The sequence below is a fragment of the Verrucomicrobiia bacterium genome, from assembly GCA_026414565.1.
Classification (GTDB): Bacteria; Verrucomicrobiota; Verrucomicrobiia; order Limisphaerales; family Fontisphaeraceae; genus Fontisphaera.
In genome coordinates this window covers 85,329-107,702 of record JAOAIT010000055.1, presented here as the reverse complement: position 1 = coordinate 107,702, position 22,374 = coordinate 85,329, and the positions used below count along the sequence as shown (strand labels likewise).

At 62.7% G+C, this 22,374-nt stretch carries 3 protein-coding genes; all 3 read right to left on the bottom strand.

Translation table 11 applies throughout. The annotated features are described in order from the left end of the window. Positions 1–24 precede the first annotated feature (24 nt). The 3 genes from N3J91_13215 to N3J91_13205 all read right to left on the bottom strand — a co-directional run bounded on the left by N3J91_13215 (position 25) and on the right by N3J91_13205 (position 22,187). Entirely contained in the window at positions 25–3,162 is a 3,138-nt protein-coding gene (locus N3J91_13215; protein MCX8157381.1) for a PSD1 and planctomycete cytochrome C domain-containing protein, read from the bottom strand. Positions 3,163–3,362: 200 nt separating this feature from the next. Continuing rightward, positions 3,363–6,845: a TonB-dependent receptor gene (locus tag N3J91_13210; protein ID MCX8157380.1), complete on the bottom strand. Its 3,483-nt coding sequence runs from the start codon at positions 6,843–6,845 to the stop codon at positions 3,363–3,365. A 27-nt stretch (positions 6,846–6,872) separates the two neighbouring features. Beyond that, on the bottom strand, positions 6,873–22,187 hold the full coding sequence (locus N3J91_13205) for an immunoglobulin domain-containing protein (GenBank protein MCX8157379.1): 15,315 nt from the start codon (positions 22,185–22,187) through the stop codon (positions 6,873–6,875). Between the last annotated feature and the right edge of the window lie 187 nt (positions 22,188–22,374).

Here is a 22,374-nt window from a genome sequence, read left to right as displayed (position 1 = left end):
TTTTGCTTCAGGATGTGATGCGCCCTAATTCTTGGTCACCACTTCATCCAGGTTTAACAACAAATTGGCCACCAGCGTGTAGGCCGCCAGCTCGGCCGTGTCCAGGGATTCGTCCACGGGCCATTCACCCACCCGCACCAGTTGGCGCGCCGCCTCCGTGTTGGCGCGGTAGCGGGCCAGGTGCGATTCCAGCGACTGCCGCAAGATGTTCATCTCGGACGCGGACGGCGCGCGGCCGGTGACCAGGCGAAACCCATAGGTTAAACGCTGGGGCGGCAAACTCCCCCCCTCCTTCAGCATGCGGGTGGCAAGCTGCCGCGCACATTCCACGTAAGGAATATCATTCATGAGCAGCAACGCCTGCAGGGGCGTGTTGGAGCGCTCCCGGCGCGTGCAGGAGGACTCCCGCGAAGGCGCATCGAAGGTGGTGAAAATCGGCGGCGGCGCCGTGCGCTTCCAGAACACATACAAACTCCGGCGGTACAGGGCCTCGCCGTGGTCCTGAGTGTATTTGGCCGTGTTGCTGGTGGTGTAGCCCACCGCCTCCCAGATGCCCGGCGGCTGATAGGGGCGCACCCCGCGCCCGCCCATCCTGGGATTCAACAGGCCGCTCACAAACAGGGCGCTGTCGCGAATCACCTCGCCATCCAGACGAAAACGCGGCCCGCGCGCCAGCAACCGGTTTTCCGGATCCACCTCCAACAACTTGGGCGTGACTTTGGAATCCTGCCGGTAGGCCGCCGACCGCAGCAGCATTTTTTGAAACTGTTTCACGTCCCAGCCCATGGCAATAAATTCCGTGGCCAGCCAGTCGAGCAATTCGGGATGCGAGGGCCAGTCGCTTTGCATGCCAAAATCATTGGCTGTCTTCACGATGCCCACCCCGAAGAACTGCTGCCACAAACGATTCACGATGACCCGCGCCGTCAAGGGATGCTGCGGCGACACCAGCCAGCGGGCCAAATCCAGCCGGTTGGTGGTGGCCGAGGGCGGCAAGGGCGGCAGGAAGGCCGGCACCCCTGGCGTCACCTCTTCGCCCGGTTGATCGTACTGGCCGCGCTTGAGCACATGGGCCTTGCGCCGCTGCGCGCCTTCGCGCTCACGCATGATCAAGGTGGAAGGGATGGATTCATCCAGTTTTTGCCGGGCCTCTTTGAGCGGATGCAACTCTTTGAACAGCGGCTCAAACACCGGGCGCGACGGCTGATGAACCTGGGACAAATAATGCTCGCGCAACTTTTGTTGCTGCTCCGGCTTGAGCTTCTCGGGCGGTTGTTTCACCCACTCCGCCAGCGGGGCGGGCAGCCTGGCATTATCCCCCAGCGCGCGCATCTGTTTGAGCCACGCCAGCAACGAATGGGCCGGGTCACTGGCGGGGTCGGGCGTGCTCTGCACCCCGGCCCGGTCCCAAAAAACCGTCCCGTCAAATTGAGTGAACGCAAAGCCGGTGAGTTTGTCTCCCGCCCGCAAACCCACCTTTTCCGCCTCCACCTCCAGCCGCACCCACTGGCCGGCGGGGGGCAGCGGGCCCATTTCCGTCCGCACCCGCGCGTTGCCTGCGCCGTAGGAAATCGCCTGGGCATCCCCCCAGTTGGCCCGATGCTCCCAACCGTTGGAATGAAATTGCAACATGATGGCCTTGGGAGGATTCGCCGGATCCAAATAAACATGAGCAAAGAGACGGGCGGCCGGCCCCAGCGTCAGGGCATTGGTGGTGTTAAAAAAGTCCTGCGCCAGCCCGCTGGCGGTGCGTTTGAGTGCGCGCTGGCCGCTGTGCACCGGCCCCTGCCTGCTGTCAATCCATTGCGTGGCGGGCGTGCCGCCGTTGTACTGGGGTTTGGCGCCCGCCGGAAAGTCATCGTCCACCCAAACCACCTCCACCGGCTGGGCCTTGGGCGCGTTGGTCAGGGTGGCTGGATCGGTATAATTCAAGCCGGCGGCGGTTTGCCGGATGCGCTGCTCCAGGGCTGCAATCCGCCCCTCATAGTCCGCCAACTGTTTTTCCTGCTCGGGGGTGGGCAGCTTGAGCGAAGGCGGGGGCAGGAGCGCGTTGCCGTCCATCGCCGCATCTGCGGCGTTGTTGAAAAAGGCGTACAGCCGGTAGAACTCCTTTTGTGAGATGGGATCGTATTTGTGGTCATGGCAGACGGCGCATCCCAAGGTCAATCCCATCCAGACGGTGGCCGTGGTCTCGGTGCGGTCCACCGCATAACGCACATAAAACTCCTCGTCAATCGCCCCGCCCTCGCTGGTGGTGACATTGCAGCGGTTGTACCCCGAGGCCACCAGTTGCTCCCGCGTGGCGTTGGGCAGCAGATCGCCGGCAATTTGCTCGATCGTGAATTGATCAAACGGCTTGTTGTCATTGAACGCCTTCACCACCCAGTCGCGATACGGCCAATGGCCGCGCTCGTTATCCAGATGCAGGCCGTGGGTATCCCCGTAGCGCACCGCGTCCAGCCAGTATCGCGCCTGGTGCTCGCCATACGCCGGCAGGGCCATGAATCGTTCAATCATGCGCTCGTAGGCATCCGGCCGCCGGTCTTTCACAAAGGCCTCCACCTCCTCCGGAGAGGGGGGCAGACCGGTCAAATCCAGTTTGACCCGCCGCACCAGCGTTTCCCGCGGGGCCTCCGGGGACGGTTTGAGTTTCCGCGCCTCCAACTCCGCCAAAATAAAACGATCCACCGGCGTCCTCACCCAGGATGACTGTTTGACCGGCGGCATGGGGGGGCGCTGTGGCGGCACAAAAGCCCAGTGCGGCTGATAGGGCGCTCCCGCGCCAATCCATGCCCGCAGGATTTCCTTTTGCTCCGGGGTCAATTTTTTGTGCGAGGCGGGCGGCGGCATCAGATCATCGGGGTCCGTTGTCGTGATGCGTTTCCACAAGAGGCTTTTCTCGGGATGCCCCGGCACGATGGCCGGCATACCATCCCGCGGATCGGTTGCCCCGGCCCGGGTATCGAGCCGCAAATCGGCCTTCCGATCCTTTTCATCCGGCCCGTGACAGTGAAAACAGTTGTCGGACAAAATCGGCCGCACATCGCGGTTGTAATGAATGGTGACCGGCGTGGTGCGCGGCGCCGGCGCGGCCCCGAGGGCCGGCACCAGCCAACACACCACCGCCGCGCCCCCCAAAAGCATGATGGACGCCCGCTGCATGGCTGCCAGGTATTTGCTTATACGAAAAATAAGTTAACCGTATTCACCGCAAGCGCAACTATTCTCCGGCATTTTCCCTCTGCTGGTTATTTGCCCCCCAGCCCCATCCCGCAAAGCCCCACACCGGCAGAGCAGGAAGGCGAATCCGTCCGGCTCCTCATGAGCCCATTCGGCAACGGTGTGGCCGCCCAGGCCGCCAGTTAGAACCGCCAGAACAGCGAGGCAAAGAACGTGCGCTCGCGCGGCAATTCGAGGAAAGTGTTCACCGGATTGAGGCGGTAATCCTGATCCGCCAGATTCAGCACACCCAGTTTGATCTCCGCCCGGCCGCGTTTGAAGCGGTAACCGGCAAAGGCGTTGAAATGCCAGAAGTCATCCCCGGGGCGGTCCGGGTTGAAGCCCTGATTGTGCTGCTGGGACCAGATGCCCTCCAGCCGGCTGAAGAAGCCGCAGCGATGATTGAAGGCCACGTACAGGTGGAGTTGATGCAGCAGGCCCCGCGTCTGCGCCGCCGCCAGCGGACTCAGCGTCTCCGGAATCACCGGGATGCGCTGCTGCACCTGGGCGTGGCTCAGGCGGTAATTGGCCCCCAGACTCCACTCCTCACCCAGCAGTTGATTGACATACAAGCGCAAAGTGCGCTCCCGAAAGTCGTACTGCTCGCGGGTCGTCTCCGGCCGGAAGGGCGGCAATTCCCGTAAAGCAAACACCCCCAGCTCCCGATTGACATCCGAAAACAGAAGCTCTCCGCTCGCGCCCAAATAAGTTTGTGTGGGCAGTTTTTGTTCGAAAGCCAGGCCGAAGATTTCGCCGCGGGAGGCCGGCGTGGGGCCAAACAGGGCATCCGGCACCAGATTGCGCAGCGCCTGGTTGAAGCCGGCCACCTGGGTGGGCTCAAGCACAAAACTCTGCTCAAAGCCCACCTCGCCCAGGTAACGCGCATAACCGCCGCGCACCGTGGCCCCTTGATAAGGTGTCAGGATAAAGCCCGCCTTGGGGGAGATCCGGTCCACCGACTCGGTCCGGGCGGAGACCGGCGAAAGCCGCAGATTCACCGGATATTGAAAATGATCATACGCCACGCCCGCCATCAGGGTCAGCGGCCGCGCAATCTCCCACGAATGATAAGCATACGCCCCGAAGCGGCTCAGTTCCACCGAGACCGATTGATTGGCCGCAAACCCCGGCGAGAAGAAGGCGGGAAACACTGTGGGATTCCGCTGGCGGCTGGTCACATCGTATTCCCCCGCCTGGAGGCGGCCGCCGAGGACTGTGTTGTGGCGCTCACGCTGAATGATTTGTTGCAGCTCGGCCGTGTAGATTTCCGAGCGCTCATCCAGTTCCTGCACCAACCCCACCCGAATGACCCCCGCCAGCGGCGCAAACGAATAGTCGAGAATCATGGTTCGTTGCGCCGGGTTGCTCACGCGCAGATGATTATGCAGCCGTGTCACCAACAACAGCGTGTGATGGCCCGGACTCCATTCCCGGTGATAACCCGCCATCAACAACGGCTCCTGATTGTCCTTCAGCCGGAAGGTCCGCACCGTGGTCAGTGGATCATAACGCTGCGAGACATCCCCCATGGCCCCGTCAAAGTACACCGCCTGAAAATACAGGCCATCCTGTTGCGTCACCTGTTGCTTGACTTTGAGCGAGACCGTCAGATGCTCCATCTGCCGGTTGGGCGCGCCGTAGCCGTTCTCCGCTAGATACAAAGTTTCCAGGCACCATGCCGTGCCGCCCAGCACACCATACTGGGCCACTTTCTGGAGCCAGTCGCCGTTGCTGGCGTATTCTGTCAGGCTGACCAGGCCCACCCGGTCACGGTCAAACAGCCGTGAATATTCGTTCTGACTGATCTGTGGCGAGAGCACGCCCGCATTGGCCGGCGCGAGGAGATTGGCCAGCAGATACTCGCTGAGCCACGGTGTCTCGTAGCGCAACACCGTGCCGCGCAGATCGCGCAGGGCATCGTAACTGTTGGCCAAAAACAAGTGCGCTGAATAATTGCCGTAATCGCTGTACACCGCCTTGAAGGCCTCACGCACCGCCACCTCGGTCAGGCCGGCGTCCTGATAGATGCCCGCCAGATTGGCGCTGCGCACGGCGCGATCCTGATCCAGCAACAACCGCGAGCGATACACGCTGCGATTGTCATTCAGCCGGATGGATTCCTCCAAATCACGCACCGCCGCATTGAGCCGATTCTCCTGCCGATGAAGGAGGGCGCGATAAAAGACGGGCGTGGGATCCCCCGCATCCAGTTTGCGGGCCAGGGACAGCTCATGCGCCGCCTGCCGTGCATCGCGTCCGTGGCTGTAGGCCTTGCCCAGATAACTGCGCAGCAGCGAGCGCTGCGGCTCCAGTGCCGCGGCGGTTTGCAAGTCCTCCAGCCCCGCCTGCGCCTGCCCCTGCCGGATGCGGCAGAGGCCGCGGCCCAGCCAGGCATTGCCCAGGGCGCCGTCCAGCGCAATGGCCTGCTCGAAGCAACTGAGGGCTTCGGTGATGCGCCCCCGGGCCGCATGCGCAAACCCGCGCAGCACATGAGCCTGGGCGTGGCGCGGTGACAGAGTCAAGGCCCGGTCCAGTTGCGCTTCCATGGCGCCAATTCGCCCAAAACTGAACTCCAGCTCCGCCATCCGGGCCAGCGCAAAACCGAAGTCCGGGGACAGCCGCGCCGCCTGGCGGGCGGCATTCATCGCCGAGGGCAGTTGCGAGCGCGATTGGTAATAATACGACTCCGCCATCCATTCCGAAGCCGTGGCCGGAGCCGGCGGCGGAGCAGTCCGCTGCTCGAATTTGACCGCCTGAATCACCGTGCGCAGCGCCCCCGCTCCTGCCGCTGCGGCGCTGCCCGCCGGCACCTGCTGCAGCAGGGCCTCCGCCGCCTCCACCCGCCCCACCGCCAGGGCCAGCCCCGCCCGATAGACTCGCTCGGCATCGCTGGCCGGCTCACGGTTCGCCGGGTACTTGGCCAGGGCGCCCAACAAATCCCCCGCCCGATAATCGGCCAGGGAAGGAGCCAGCTCCGGCACCTGATCGAGTTGCAGCTCACGCGGATCCAAAACGCCGGGATAATACAGGCCCCATTGAATGAGATTGATCGCGTTGATCACCGCGGTCTTTTCCGGCCGTTTGCCCTCTTCGATCAGCGTTTGCTCGCCTGAATTCAGCGCCACCTGGCCCACTTCATTGCTCACCTGCACCGCTCCATCAAACACCGCCACCAGCACGGTTTCGCCCTCCTCGGCGGTGGACAGGAAAAACTCGGTGCCGCGCACCGCGCCCGAGGCTTTTTTGGCGCGAAATTCCAGATCCGACGGCTTGCCGCGATCAAACATGAAGACAGACCCGTTTTTCAAATCGAGCAGCGGGCTTTTCTTGTTGGGCGGGGCCTGAATGACCATGGTGGTGACCTCGCTCAACCGCAGCACGCTCTGGTTGTACAAGCGCAGACTGGCCCGGCTGTCGCGGCCCGTCCGCACCCGATCGCCCGGATTCAACACCTGATTGGGCTGGGCGGGTGTCCACACGTCCTGGCCGGCGCGGGCCACTTCCACGCGGCCCTCGATGGTGAGGATGACGGAGGTGTTGGTGGCCTCCTGGGCGCACACACCGGCGGCCAGCCCCACCACGGCCGCCCAACCGAGATTTCTCCACCACAATGACAGAATGCGCATAATCACAATGGCTGAAAGATTTCCGGTTTATTCAAGCCCTACCGCCCGATAAAACCGCCGGCCCAGCGCGGCGCCGGGATCGGCAAACTGCACCTGGCCGCCGGTGGCCAGGTTGGTGCTGATGGGGATCCAGGTGCTCAGATTCGTTGAAGCCTGAATGATGAACATCTGGCCGGCCTTGCCGCTGATGTTCAACCGAAACACCCCGTTGGAATAGCTGCTCGCACCCCCGGTGGCGAAGCGCAGCGGCGCCTCCACCGTCAACGTGGCCACCGCGCTGGTCACGCTGGCGGCGGGGTTGGCCACCACCACCCGCAACGAGCCTGCATCGCCGGCCTGCACGTTGGTCAGCGACAAGGTGGCATTGGTGCCACCGGTGACCGGCAGCCAATTCGTCTGCGAAGTCCGCAGATGATACCACTGATAGCGCAGCGGCGCCGTGCCGGAGGCCGTGACACTGAAGCTGGCGCTGCCGCCACTGGCCACGCTCTGGTTCACCGGCGGCGTCACCACCGCCGGCGGAGTGGCCAGAAGATAATTCAACACGATGTGACCTTCGGCCCCATTCACGCCATCCACCGCCACGAGGTAGGACTGATTGGCCTGCACGCTGAGGCGCAGCAGGCTGCGCACGCCGTCCGGCGCGCCGTTGTCATCGCTGCCCACCAGTTGCAGGGTCAGCAAGGATTGGCCCTGATAGACTGCCAGCACGGTGTCAATCTCGCTTCCGATGGTGTCCAGCACCAGCACCCCATTAGTCAGGGTGTCAATGCGGAACCACCGCGACGCGCCGCCCTGCACGCCGCCGTGTTGGGGCTCATTCGGCTCGGTGGTGGCGCCGTAGTTGTCCAGCACCTGCGTGCCCGAGCTGCCCGCGGAAACCGAGGCAAAGAACTGCCGCTGGGGACCGCCCAAGGTCTGCCCGCCAGGCCCCGTGCCGCGCAGCATGTCGTCAAACTTGTCGTGCGTCCGCACATCTTCCAGCACGACGGTTTGATTGCTCTGCACCAACTGCCCCACCTCCAGCACAAACACCCGGGACTGCGCCCGGCGGTCGGGACTGGCGCCATAGGCAATCACCTGGTATGGCCCGGCCAGGGCGCGCATCATGGACGGAATTGTGTAGGTGGCCGCCGTGGCCCCCGCGATGGCCTGACCCCGGAAGAACCACTGATAACTCACCGCGTTCTGGGCGGTAACCTGCAGATTGACGGGGGAGTTTTCCGGCACGGTGCGCGAGCGCGGCTGATCGGTGATGATGGGATAGTCCGTCACCCCCACGAGCAGATTCCAGCTCAACAGGATGATGCCACTGGCCCCCTCGACCCCGTCCACCAGCAGGTGATACGCATTGCCCTGGGTGACGGGGAAGGTTACTCGTTCATTCAGGTTGCCGGCCGAATCTTCGTCACGCTCCACCACCACCAACGTGCTGAGCGTGTCCCCCTGCAGCACTGTCAAGAGGGAGTCAAAGGTGCTGCCCAGCGTGCTGAACGTCACCACGCCATTGGTGGGCGCCACCCACGTGGCCCACACTGAACGCCCGCCGCGCTTGAAGCCGCCGGGCAACTGATCATCCTGCAAGCCGGTGGCCTCGGTATTCTTGCTCATCATCACGCCCGTGGCCACGGCCGGCAGATTGAAGGAGTTGGTGAAACGATCCCCCATCGCCACCTGCGGGGCGGCCAGGAGCACGTTGGCCGGCTGGCTCTCGGCCACGCCGTAAGGCGTGCTGGCCACCACGCTGTAAGCGCCGCATTGGGCCAGTTGGATGTTGGTGAGCGTCAGCGTGGCGTTGGTGGCGCCCGGGAGATTGACGCCGTTCAAACGCCACTGGAAATAAAGCGGCCATGCGCCCCGGGCGGTCACCGCCAGCGTATGCGAACCGCCCGCGGCCACCACCCGGCCCTGCGGCTGGCCCACAATGATGGGGGCGCCCCGCGGCGCAAAGACCGCCAGATAAGGCCGCCAATCGCCGCCCACCCGTGTGAAATCACCGCCCGCAATCACCACGTTGGTTGCTGCGGCCAGCGCCTGCACCCCCAGCGCCTGCGGCGGCACGGTCAAATCTGGATGCCATTCGGCCACCACGCCGGTGACGGCATCCACACTGCCCAGATGGCCCCGATTCGTGGCTGACAGGCGCTGGAACCAACCGCCCACATCCAAGGTGTTCTGCCGCAAGCCCAGCGCGCGCACCACCGCCACATCGCCGGTGAGGCTTTGTACCGGCACGTTAAACTCCGGCAACACCACCCCGCCAGCATCCACCGCCGCCAGCCGCTGGCGGGCCACGCCGCCCATTTGCGAGAAGGCACCCCCCACATAGACCACCGGCAGCGGGTTCTCACGCAAGGCCAGGGCCAACACCGGCGCATTGGGCGCGGGAGCCCACCCCTCCAGGGCACCGCTGGCGTCCACGCGTGCCAGGAAGGGCCTAACCGTACCATTAAGGGAATTAAACTCCCCGCCCAAATACACCTGAGCGCCGTTGGCCGTCACCCGCAGGGCATGCACAGGCCCATCCGGGGCCGGATTCCAATCCAGCAACCCGCCCGTATCGGCATCCACGGCGCCGGCATACGTGCGCGCCCCTCCGGCCAGGGTGGCGAAGTCGCCGCCCACATACAGCCGTTTGCCCGCCATGGCCAAGGCGCGCACCGTGCCACTGGCACCCGGATTCCACGCGGTGGCCGTGCCGCTGAGCGCCGAAATGGCGGCGATCCGGCTGCGCGCCTGTCCGCCGGCCTCGGTGAACTCACCGCCCAAAAAGACATTGGTCCCGCTCACCCAGAGCGCCCGCACCGGGCCATTGGCGCCGGGATTCCAACCGGTGGTTTGACCCGTGGCCAGGCGCAAGGCGGCCACATTGCTGCGCAACACCCCGCCCGCGAGGGTGAACTGCCCGCCCGCAAAGAGGGTGTTTTCCTGCAAGGCCAGGGCTCGCACCGCCCCGTTGGCGGGAGCCTGCCAGTTCAACAGTGCGCCGGTGGCGGGATGCACCGCTGCCAGTCGCAGGCGGGACTGGCCGCCCATCGTCAGGAACAATCCCCCCGCGTAAATGGCGTCCGGCCCGGCCGCCAGCGAGCGCACCACACCGCCCGCGCCGGGGTTCCACGCCCGGACCGCTCCATCCAGGCGGTTGAAGGCCGCCAGATGCCGGTAGGTCACCCCGCCGCTGGTGAACACAAAATCACCGCCCGCATAGAGCGTGTCGCCCACCTGGGCCAGGGCGTACACCCGCACATTGGGGCCGGCCGGCAGCGGCGCCTGCCAGCCCAGCACCTCCCGCGCTTCGGTGTCTATCAACGCCACCTTGGCGCGGCTGAAGCTCACGTTGTTATTCGTCAGCGTGTCAAATTCTCCCGCCACAAACAGCCGCTGACCATCCACCAACAACGCATGAATGGCACGGTCCACACCGATGACCAGGTCCGTGCGCACCTGGCCATCGCTCGGATCCACCTTGGCCAGCCGCGCCCGCGGGAGGCCGCCGATGTTCAAATAATCGCCGCCCACATACAACTTGCTCTCCACCTTGGCCAGCGCGCGCACCGGGCCGTCTGGATTGGGCGCAAAAGGCCGCAATGCGCCGTCCTGGGTTCGAATGGCGGCCAGATTACTCCGCGCCAACCCGCCCACCTGGCTGAACTCGCCGCCCACATAAAGAATTTGGTCGTCCAACAACAAGGCGCGCACCGGGCCGTTGGCCGCCACAATCCAGGCGGGGTTCACCGTTCTATCGGCCAGGATATGGGCCAGATTGGTGCGGGGCTGACCACCCACCCGCACAAAATCACCTCCGATGTACCATCCACCCCGGCCATCGGGCACCACCGCGTAAATGGCTGTCCCCTCCACCCGTGGCAGCACGGTGTCGGGCGCCGCAGACGCCGCATCCAAGGCCACGCCGAGGCCGGTGTTGGGCCCCACCATGCGGAAGTTGCCGCCCAGGAATAAGGTGCCGCTGCTCTCAGCCAGGGCGTGCACCGGGCCATCCGGCACCCAGAAATCATCCCGCGGCACACTGGATGGCGGGGCCAACACGGCTGACACGGTTAATGAAGCTGAGGCCTGTGCGCGCCCGGCGCGGTTGGTCACCACCACGTTGTACACCCCCATTTCCCAAGGGGAGACGTTGGTAATCACCAGGGTTGGGCCGGTGGCACCCGGCAGCGGCGTCTCGTAGCGATACCATTGGAAACTTAGCGGCGGCGTGCCCACCGCCGTTACGGTAAATACCGCGGAAGTGCCCGGCGGCAGCACCACGGAGGCTGGCGGCATGGTAATCACCGGCGGCACAAACACCCGCACCACCGTCTGCCCGCTGTCCTGGGCGCCCTGGGCGTTGCTCACCCGCGCGAAATACAAACCGCTGTTGGCCGGCGAGGCGTTGGGAATGACGAGCGTGGCGCTGTTGGCGCCCCAGAGCGGGAAACCATTGAAGAACCACTGATATTGCAGGGGCGGCGTGCCGCGTGCGCTGACGCTCAACTCAATTTTCTCCCCGCGCACCACCTCGAGGGTGGGCAGCGTGGCCAGAATCTGCGGCCCTTCCGCGAAACCCAAGATGGGCACGGTCAGTGGCGTCGTCCATGTCACCGCCCCCAGATCATCCACTGCCCGGACGGCAAACACATATTGATCGCCGGCCGGCACATTGGTCAGAGTCAACGTGGCGGTGAAGCGGTTGGTGGACGCCGGATTGACACTGGACCCGATCAGCTCTTCGTTCAGGAAAAAGTCCACCTGCTTCACCACGCCGTCATCCGACACGGCCGCCACCAAGGGAATGATGCCGGGCGCTGTGAACCGCGCCAAATTGGTGTTAATGCCCAGTTGCACCACCGGCGGCGCATTGAACACCAGGGTCAACCGCACATCGCCACCCGCGCCCAGAAAGCCTTTGACCGCAATGTAATAGGTGGTGCCCGCCGTTGCCTCCACGTTGAGGAGGCTGGCGCCGCCCCCCGCTCCGGCCACCACCGCCATGACTTCGGCGCCCCCATCATCATCCAGCGCCACCAGTTGCAAGTTTTGCAACGTGCTGCCCGTGTACACCTCGAGCAGGGTATCGAAACTGCTGCCCAAGGTGTTGATCAAGACCGTCCCGCTGGCAGGGGCCGTCCACCGATACCACAGCGAATTGCCCGCCAGCCCGCCCCAAGGATCAGGCTCGCCCGGCTCCAGCGTGGCGCTGCGGTTGTCATCGGTCACCGAGACCGCCGGCCCGCTCAACACTCGCGCGCTGGCAAACATATCGTTGCTGGCCGCCGGCGGGCGCACAGTCACCCGCACAGGCTGCGTTTCTGCCGCCACGCCGGCGGTGTCCACCGCCCGCGCGCGGAAGAAATAATCGCCTGGCATGACATTGGTCAGCGTCACCTGAGCCGTGAAGGAGGTAGCCGGCGGTTGATTGGTGGCCGTGCCTACCAGTGTATTTCCCCGATAGAACTCGATGCGCGCCACCCCGTCGCTGTCCTGCGCCTGTGCCCGCAACACCAGCGGTCCCGGCGCCGCCACCACCGCCCCGGCCTCCGGCGCCACCCAGGTGACGGTGGGCGGCATGTTCATGCTGACCAGCAAGGTGTAATAACCGCCCGCGCCGTTGTAGCCGTCCACGGCGATCTGATAGGTCTGCCCCCGCCGGGCCTGGAACCAGACGCGGCTGGTCAGGGCATTCGTCTGAGAAGGATCATCGTCATTGGAAGCCACCTCCTCCAACTCCATCAACCTCGTCCCGGTGTACACCGCCACCACCGTGTCGAAGGTGCTGCCCGCCGTTGTCACCGTCGCCAGGCCGTCCTGCGGGGCCGTCCACGCAAACCACACTGAGCGCCCGCCCGGCACGCCTGCATGATAAGGCTCGGCCGGTTCAAACGTGGCCCCGGCACTATTACCGGCATTGGTGGCCGTGAGGCCGGTCAAAACAAGGCGCTGGGCGAAGTGATCGTTGGGGGGCGCCGGTGCCACCACCGAGAAACTCACTGGAGCCGACTCACGCGCCGCGCCTTCGTTGTCGTAGGCCACCGCCACCAGGCGATAGGTGCCCACCACCAAGTTGGACAGCACAAAGGACGGCTCAAATCGGCCGGCCTGAAGGTTGTTGGTCCAAAGCGCCGAACTTTCATTGACCATCAACCCCACCAGGCTGACCTGCCCATCGTAATCTTCTGCCAGCACCCGGACGGTCACATTGGCCGGCCCGTCAAATTGGGCCTTCTGCGCCGGCTGGGTGATCACCACCAGCGGCGCGCTGTTGGACGACAACGCCACATTCAACACCAGATCATCCAGCAGCAGCGAGTTAAACCGGCCCAGCCCCTGCGAAACCGATTCAAACACCACCATCGAGATGTCCGGCCCTGTCAGCGTGAACGTCCGCGCCGGGATGTCCTGGGGCGAGAACAGGGCGTTCTCCCCCACCGCGCTGAGCTCCATGCCATAGCGGTTGAACGCCCGCGCCCGCCATTGCGGATGCACGGCCCCCGCAGCGCCGGCCAACACCGCCACCCGCGTGAACCGCACACTGTCCAGCACCTGGTTGAACTCAAAGCGGTTGGTCACCGCCCCGCGAGCGGTGGAAACGTGCTCCAGAAGGTTGGAACCGCTGGAGGCCCTGATTAGCCCCGGATACACCTGCGTGGCCCGCACCACTTGCACGGTGCTGCCCGGCGTGAGATTGATGACCCGCGCGCCAAACCCGGCCAGATAGTTGCTCAAGGTGAAGGGCAAACTCACGCCGCCCGGAGTCAAGGAGACCCCCTCAAAATCCAGCTTGTAGGATGCGGCATAATTGTTGACTGCAATGCGCACCGGCGCCGCATACACCCTCGCCCCCCGGGTGTCATAAGCCACGGCGCTGAAGACATACTCGCCCGCCCACAAATTGCTCACCACCAGCCGGTAGGGCGGCGCAGAGAAGGTGGCCAACTCCATGCCATCCTGATAAAGCTCCACGCGCTCAATTCCATCGTCGGCATCCGTGGCGCTGACCTCCAGGCTCACGGTGGCCGGCGCCACGAATTCCGTGCCATCGGCCGGACTGGTGAAGGCCACCACCGGCTCTGCATTGGGCACCAAATCAGGCACGAATAAACGCACCAGCACAGCATCCGTACCCCCTGCTCCGCCGCTGCTGGTCTCCCCGGCCACGTACAAATATCGCCCCTCCATCGCGATCGCGTGGGCAAAGTCATCCTGGTAGTACCCTTGCAATAACGTGGACAGCAAGGCCCCTTCGGCAGGGTCTATGCGGAGCACCACGGCATCCGCCCCGCCCGCTGTGCCGCCATACGTGTAACCGCAGGCGTATAGACGCCCGCTGCCCGCCACCACCGCCGTCAGCACATCATCCTGCTCCGCCCGGTCAAAAACGGACGAAAAAGCCAGCCACCCTTCCGGCTCCCATTTGTCCACCAGAAAATCCTGGCCGCTCCAGAAATTGTTGGCGGCACCCACCGCAAACAAATAGCCATTCATGGACGCCAGCCCATAATACTCGCCCGGCGTCCCCAGCCGCCGCCACAACAGCCGGCCGTCCAGGGTGAATTTCCACAAAGCGGCATAAGACATGCCCTCGATGTCGCAGCGTCCCACCACATACACGGCACCGCCCATGACCACCACCGCCCGCCCCACGCTGTATTCTGCTGGCAATTCCAGGGCAAAGCCCGGCAGGGTGGACGCGGCCAGGGTCTCCGTGGCCGTGTTGCTGCGCAGCTCACTGCTCACCCAAAGCTGGCTCCCGCCGGGGGTTACCTTGGCCACGAACATCTGTCCGTAACTCTCCGCGCCGCTCTGCGACTGACCCGTGACATACCAAAACTCACCCCCTGGCTCCTGACTGCGCGCGATGGCCAGCAGGGACTCTGCGCCGTCAAAGTCAAAGGCTCCGCTCGCCGGGGTGCGGCGCGAGAAGAGCACCTGTCCATTGGTGGCATTTAATTGCACCAGCGCCCCCTTGGCCGCCCGCGCCACGGACAACAACGGCTCGCTGTAACCCGCAAAGACCGGCCCCTCGCGCGCCAGCAGGATCCCCATGAAGCCATCCGCTCCCGGACGCCCCGGCCAGATCGTCTGCCACAACGGCGAGGTATTGGTGGTAAAATTAGCCGGCACCCTGGCGCCAAAGGCCTCGCCCGCCCCCGAGCTGACCACGCCGCCAAGATAAACGACGTTGGATTGCACCGCCACCGCCATGGCGGCCTCATCGGCCGCCGTGCCCACAAACAATGTGGCCAGCGGCTGAGGATTCAGCTCGCGGTTGACCGTCACCCAGGCCACCTCGCTTTCCAGCCAGTCGCCCTGGTCGTTGCCCACCATGACGTAATAGGCCCCGGCGCGCTCTTCTGAGGCCACGAAGGTGTAATCACTCTGCCCCGATTCCAAGGGCTGGCGATTAAAAAACCATTGATAGAACAAGTTGGAACCCACGGCCCTGACCGACAACGTCACCGGTTCACCCACCTGCACCACCTGGCTGCGGGGCTGGGCAATAATCGCCAGCCGGTTGGCCTCGATGAAATGCGCCGTGATCGTACGGTTGGCATTCATCACCAGGCCCGCCACGGCATTGGTGCCCAACAAATCCCCGCTCCAGCCGGCAAAGATAAAGCCGGGGTCTGGCACGGCGGTTAATAAAACTGACGTGCCGTTGGGGTAATAGTTCTGGTTGGGACTGCGCGTCACCCTGCCCCCGCCCACAATCATGGTGTTCAGGGCGAAGCTGTTGAAGGGCAGCGCCGCAAACACAGCCACCACCGGAGGCCCCGGATTGGTCAGCACCAAATCCAACGGGCTGACGGGCATCGCATGGCCGGCCACGATCCACTGTTGGAAATAATTCCCTGCGTTGGGCAGGGCCGACAGGCGCACCCGGCTGCCAAAAGGAAAAATCCGGGCCGCCGGCTCGAACTGCACCGCCCCGCTGCCCTGAAGGGTCAGGGGTATGGTGGTCCCAAAAATCGCCTGCGCCTGCCGGGGCCGATTCATCACCACCTGCGTCACCGGATTGGTGCCGGTGGCATCGCCCTCCCAGCGCAGGAAAGTCCACCCCGGCGCCGGCGAGGCGGTCAGGGTCACCACCGTGTTGGAAGGATAAGGCCCGGGCCCCGGACTGGCAGTCACCGAGCCGCCGCCCGGCGTGCTCAAGATCAACGGAAACTCCCAGCCAATCTCCAACCGATTCGTCACCACCGCCGTCCATTCCGTGCGGTTGCTGTTGTAGGCAATCGCCTTGAGCGTGAGCGGCGGCCGCACCTCGAATGGTCCGGTGTACAAACGCCCGTCATCCGGATGCAGGTTATTGGTGGAATAATAAATGCTGCCGTTGGCATAGGCTGTAATCAGCGAGATCATCACCGGCGAATTGTCCGGCAAAACGTGGCGCCCGGAGGGTTTATACACCCCATTTACCTCAATTTGCGGGTCCTGCTCTATGACGGTTAGATACGCGGAAAAACTGTCCTGGCTCCCCTGCGAATTGCTGACGCGCACAAAATAGTAACCTTCCTGGGCCGGCCGCACATCGGCCAGCAACAGGGTGGCATTGGTGGCATTGGGGATCAGCGTGGACTCGAAGAACCACTGATAAACCGGCGGTGGTGACGCTTCAGCCTGCACGCTCAGCGTCACCGTGGAACCCGCCCGCACCACCCGGTCGGCCGGATGTTGCAGAATGACCGGGGCCGCATTTTGGTTTGCCTGAACAGACAAATACAAGAGCTCGGACGAAACAGAACCCTGGGCGTTACCGACCTCAACGACATAATAGCCAGAGTGCAGCGGCTGCAAATCTTCCAACTCCAACCAGGCATTGGTAAAGGGGATTGGCACGAGGAATCCAAACCATTGATACCAACAATAATTCAAAGGCCACTGCCCCGTTGCCTGCGCCTTGAAAACCGCCCTGCCCCCCACCCTTCCGCTGCGCACCAATACCTGCGGCAACAGGAAGGGCGCACCAGTCCCCTTCAGTGCTAAGGTATGTGTGTAACCCGCGGCGACCGCCACTGCATTGGTCAAGCCCGGCGGCACCAGCAGTTCACCGTGGGCACCTTGACCCCATGCCATCACTGTGCCATCCGCCCGCAAGGCCACGCTGTGTTCCCCCCCTGCCGCGATGGCCACCACATTCGTCAAACCTGGAGGAATGTCGAGCTGGCCGGCGTCATTGGCACCCCACCCGACGACCCTGCCGTCCGCCTGCAAGGCCAAACTATGATTCCCCCCCGCGGCCACTGCCACCACGCGGCTCAAGCCGGTGGGAGGCGCCGCCTGCCCATAGGTATTATCCCCCCAACCTACCACGGTACCATCCGCACGCAGGGCCAAACTGAAGTCTTCCCCGGCGGAAATGGCCACCACATTGGTAGCAGTGAAGGGGACGTTACATTGCCCCGAATCATTTGCCCCCCATGCTAGCACTGACCCATCTTCCAACAAGGCCAGGCTGTGCGCGGAACTGGCCGCGATGGCCACGACATTCATCAAGTCCGGCGGCACCTGAAGCTGGGCCATGGAATTATCGCCCCAGGCGAATACCGTCCCGTCACAAAGCAAAGCCAGGTTGTGCGCATAGCCCGCCGCGACTTGAATGACATTAGTCAGCCAGATGGGAACCGTCGCCTGGAAATAGCTGTTGTCCCCCCAGGCGACCACCGTGCCATCCCTGCGCAACGCCAGGCTGTGGTGCTCCCCGCAAGCGATGCCCACCACATTGCTCAATCCCCCCGGGACGTTGAGCTGCCGATAATCGTTGCCCCCCCAAGCCACTACCTGCGGAGGCGGCGGCGGGGGCGGCGTGTCCAACTGCAGCACCAACGCAGGACTGGTCGCCATGCCTAAGGTGTTTTGCACCATCACCTGATAGACCCCTGCGTCTTCCGGGCGCACGTTGTTCAAGACCAGCCACGGGCGGTTGGCGCCTGGTATGGGCAGGCCATTAAACAGCCACTGATAAGTCATCGGCCATTGCCCGCTAACGGAAACCTGGAGCACCACCCGCCCGCCGACCTGCGCACGGCGGAGCGGTATCACCGGCGCGAAATGCGGCGGTCCTTCGCCGATCATTGAGACGCTGTGGTAGCCACCTCCCGCCACTGCTGTTATGCCGCCCAAAGCCGAGGGGACGTTGGTTTGCCCCACACTATTTCTACCCCACGCCACCACGGTTCCATCCGCTTTCAGCGCCAGGCTATGATCAAAACCACAAGCGATGGCCAGGACGTTGCTCAAACCGGCGGGTACATTCGTTTGGCCATAACCATTGTTCCCCCAACCCACTACTGTGCCGTCCGCACGGAGCGCCAGGTTGTGAGCCCTTCCCGCTGCGATGGCCACCACGTTGCTAAGCCAGACGGGAACATTAGTCTGACCATAATCGTTTAGTCCCCATGCTGTCACGGTGCCGTCGGATTTTAAGACCAGATTGTGGTACGCTCCGGCCGCAATCATCAACAAATTGCTCAACCCCGGGGGAATGTTTGTCAGGCTATAAGCATTGGCCCCCCAGGCTAGGACCGTGCCATCCGTCGTCAGGGCTAAATTGTGGTAAAATCCTGCGGCCAGGGAGACTACATTGCTCAGCGATTGGGCCACTGGAGCATAGGAGCCGGCCTGCCATCCCCACACCATAACGCTTCCGTCCGCCCGCAGGGCCAGGGCATGGTGGTTGCCTGCGGCGATGGCTGTCACGTTGGTTACACCAGGCGGCATAAGCATGGGAACATAATTAGGAAGGCTGGATTCCCAGCGATCCCCCCAGGCCACCACCGTGCCGTCCCGGCGCAAAGCCAGGTTATAGTTTTCCCCTGCCACCACTGCGATGACGTCACGCAATCCCGGGGGCACCCAGAATAATCCTCTTGGCTCGTTGCCCCAAACCACCACTTGCGGCGGCAGGGGCGGCGGGACCATTTGCAAGTGGGACACCCGGCTGGTGGCAACCCCATAGGGATTAGTCACCACCACGTCATAATCCCCGGTCACAAGTGGTGTCACAGGATGGCGGGTGAGCCACGGCTGATTTGCCCCAGCGATGGGCGAACCATTAAATCGCCATTGGTAACTTAAGGGCCGCCAGCCCGTCGCCCCGGCATTAAACACCGCCGGGCTTCCTTCCACCACTCGATGCGTAAGGACTGGCGGGGCCAGCCGTGGCGGGCAGTTGCCCACCAAGGCCAGGCTGTAATAAAAGCCCGCCCCGATGGAGACCACATTGGTTAGCCCCGGAGGTATATTCGTGGCACTCTCACTAAATCGGTATTTACCCCAACCCACCACGGTACCGTCAGCCTGCAAGGCCAGGCTATGAGTCGATCCCGCCGAAATGGCCACCACGTTGCTCAAGCCGGCCGGCACGTTGGTGGCGCCATTCTCATTATCTCCCCAGGCGACAACCGTGCCATCCGCCCGCAGCGCCAAACAATGGGCTTCGCCCGCCGAAATGGCCACCACGTTGCTCAAGCCGGGTGGCACCTGGGTCTGCCCACAGCAGTTATTTCCCCAGACCGCCACGGTGCCATCGGCACGCAAAACCATGTTGTAATACCACCCCGCTGAGATGGCGATAATGTCATACAAACCCGCAGGCACATTGCCCTGACCTTCAAAGTTGTCCCCCCATGCCACCACCCGGCCATCCGCTGTTAACGCCAGGCTGTGCAACTGCCCTGCACTAATGGCCACGACATTGCTTAGGCTCGGTGGCACGGCCGTTTGCCCGTCATTATACTCCCCCCACGCCACCACTGTACCATCTTGACGCAGCGCCAAGCTGTGAAACCCCCCAGCCGCGATTTCCACTACATTCGACAATCCCGGCGGAACATTAGTTTGTCCCGAGGTATTGCCCCCCCAAGCCACGACGGTGCCATCCGCTCGCAGGCCGAGGCAGTGCTCCTCACCGGCTGCTACGGCCACAAGGTTCGTGAATCCCGGTGGCAGATTGGTTGGACCATAGTGGCTATTACCCCAGACGATCACTTGGGAAATTACGGACGAGGGCGGGCCTATCTGCACCATCGCCACCTGGCTGGTGACCACCCCGTAGGCATTGCTGACCACCACAAAATAAGACCCAGCAATGGCGGGATTGGCCGATGGAATGTTCAGCACCGAATTGGTGCCGCTCATGATCATCGCGCCCTGGAAATACCAATTAAAATACAGGGGCCCAGTGCCCGTGGCCACGACCACCAATTGAACCGGCTGGCCTTCCTGCACCGTTTGGGAGGCGGGCTGCTGGGTGATCACCGGTCCCTCCCCCAACTGCCATTGGGGCACCAGGGGATGCGGCGGGCCGGTGTACACCGTGGGCGTGGAATAATAGCCATAATCCTCCGGATAACCAGAATTGATCAGCCAATCCCGCCACAACCGGGGAGGGGGCGAGCCTTCTCCACTTGGGGAGGAAGGAAAGGCCGGCTCATACCAGAAGGCCTTGTGCTGAAAGAGCAACGGATATTCCGGCAGCCAGGTGTTGTTGGTGAAAGTGTGAAGCAGAAACGCCTGGGTTGCTTCATCAAACGTCCACACCCGATCCCCCTCCACGGCTGGAAACCCCAGAAACTCACGCCGCGGAAACAGCGGTGCAAGCACACATTTGCCTTCCGGCACGGCGTTGGTCAAATTGCCCACCGGCAGTTCGCCCACCATTTGTACTGTGACCGTCGCAGTGGAGGGATTGCAAAAATAAAACCCCTCCCAAGGTTTTAATTTGCGGCCGGTAGGGATGTAGGATTCATCCAACCACCCATAAAGGGGATCGTAGGAGAAAGTTTCCAGGCGGTTGCTGTTGATCAAAACGACTTGCGAACCATTCGGCACGCTCACAAAGGCGCTGTTCAACGAGTTGTCCGAGGTAATAAACGGTTGCGCGATCAGATTGTAGCCTGGCCGCAAATCATAGGCCCAATAACCAAAGATATTGGTGGCATAAATGGGTGTCCCCAGCGGGCCGCGCGTCGCTATCCGATAAAAATGCCCCATCTCCGGGCTGACAACGAAATCTGACAGGGTCAAAACCTGCGCCGGCCAGCCAAATTGATTGGTCATGGAAAAATAACCGATATCGGGATTGGTGCTTTTTTCCAAATGCAATTGACCGCCGTCTGCAGAATTCTCGGCCGTCACATACATGGTATTACCCGCGAGGTAGAAGGACAACAACCGCGGAGGGGCCACCACCGAAACGGTGGCCACCTGGCTGGTGACCGCCCCGTAGAGGTTGGAGACCACGCAATAGTAGTTCCCCCGGTGGCTATTGTTTGCCTGCGCAAACAAAAGATAATCCATGTTGGCCGCGGGCAGCGGAACCCCCTCTTTGTACCATTGGAACTGCATCGGATGCGTGCCATCAGCAAAGCAGACAATCATGCACTCCTTGCCCGGCGGCCCCTCCCAGGACTCGGCATTCTGAACGATGTGCGGCGGCAGTCCCTGCACCAGCAATTTCACCTGCACCCAGGGCCAGCCATCGTAAGAGAGATAATATTGGCGGTCCGAAGGCTCAAAAGTGCTAGTAAGAAATTCCCCCTGAAGGGCGCCGCGCAACAAGGTCACCTCATGATTCTGTGGCCAGAGGTAAGTCGGATCCAACTGGACCCCGAGGTTGCCATTCAGAGTCACCATCTGCGCGCATTCAATGACGCCATAATCGGTGATCTCGTTGGTGCCGTTAACCAGGAAAAGCAGTTGCGCGTCATTCGCCATCGTCATCGTGGCCCGTTCGAGACGCAGCCCGCCGGCGCTTATCTGTAAAGAACCCAAGTTTTCAAACTGCATCAAGGGCGTGCCCAAGGGCGTTGGATTCATCACCACCACCCCATTGGTGGTATCCAACGAAAAGTACCCCGCGTTGACGATGCGCACATTGAGGTTGCTGCTGAGGATTGGCTGGGCGCTCTCCAACGTAAAAAAACCGCCGTTGGTCAGCACTGCGCCGGAGTGCATGAACAACGGCCCCATGCCGCGCCAACGGCCATAGGCCCGGTTTTCCAATGTCCATCCTGCCAGTTCGATCGTATTGGTGTTCTCGAGGTTCATGCCCCCCATGGCCACCAATCGGCCACCGCCTCCGCCGAGCACTCCCGCCGTCCAGTCAAAATTATACGCAATCACCAGCGTGTTTGACCCAAAAATCCTGCCGCCGCGGTGATAGAGATTGGCAATTTGCAATTCCGTGCCGCCCCCCGGCAGAGCGACATTTCCTGACAATATGGTGACAGAATCCCCCGGCCCTGGGACTCCTTGCGGAATCCAGTTTGTGGCCACATTCCAGTTGCCATTGCCACCAAACCACGTGTACGAGGCGCCCTGCAACGGGGTCGCCTGAGGCAAAAGCCAAAACAGGCACCATGCCACAGGGGTTGCCAACACCTGGGGCATAAGAAAAGTTCGGGCTTTCATAATTACATGATTAAGTCAAACTAATGATATGAGCTACAAAGCGGTCTGGGTATTATGTATCTTAACCTAAATCCCGTCTTTAATAAAGCAAAAACTGCGCCCAACGGCGCAGTTTATT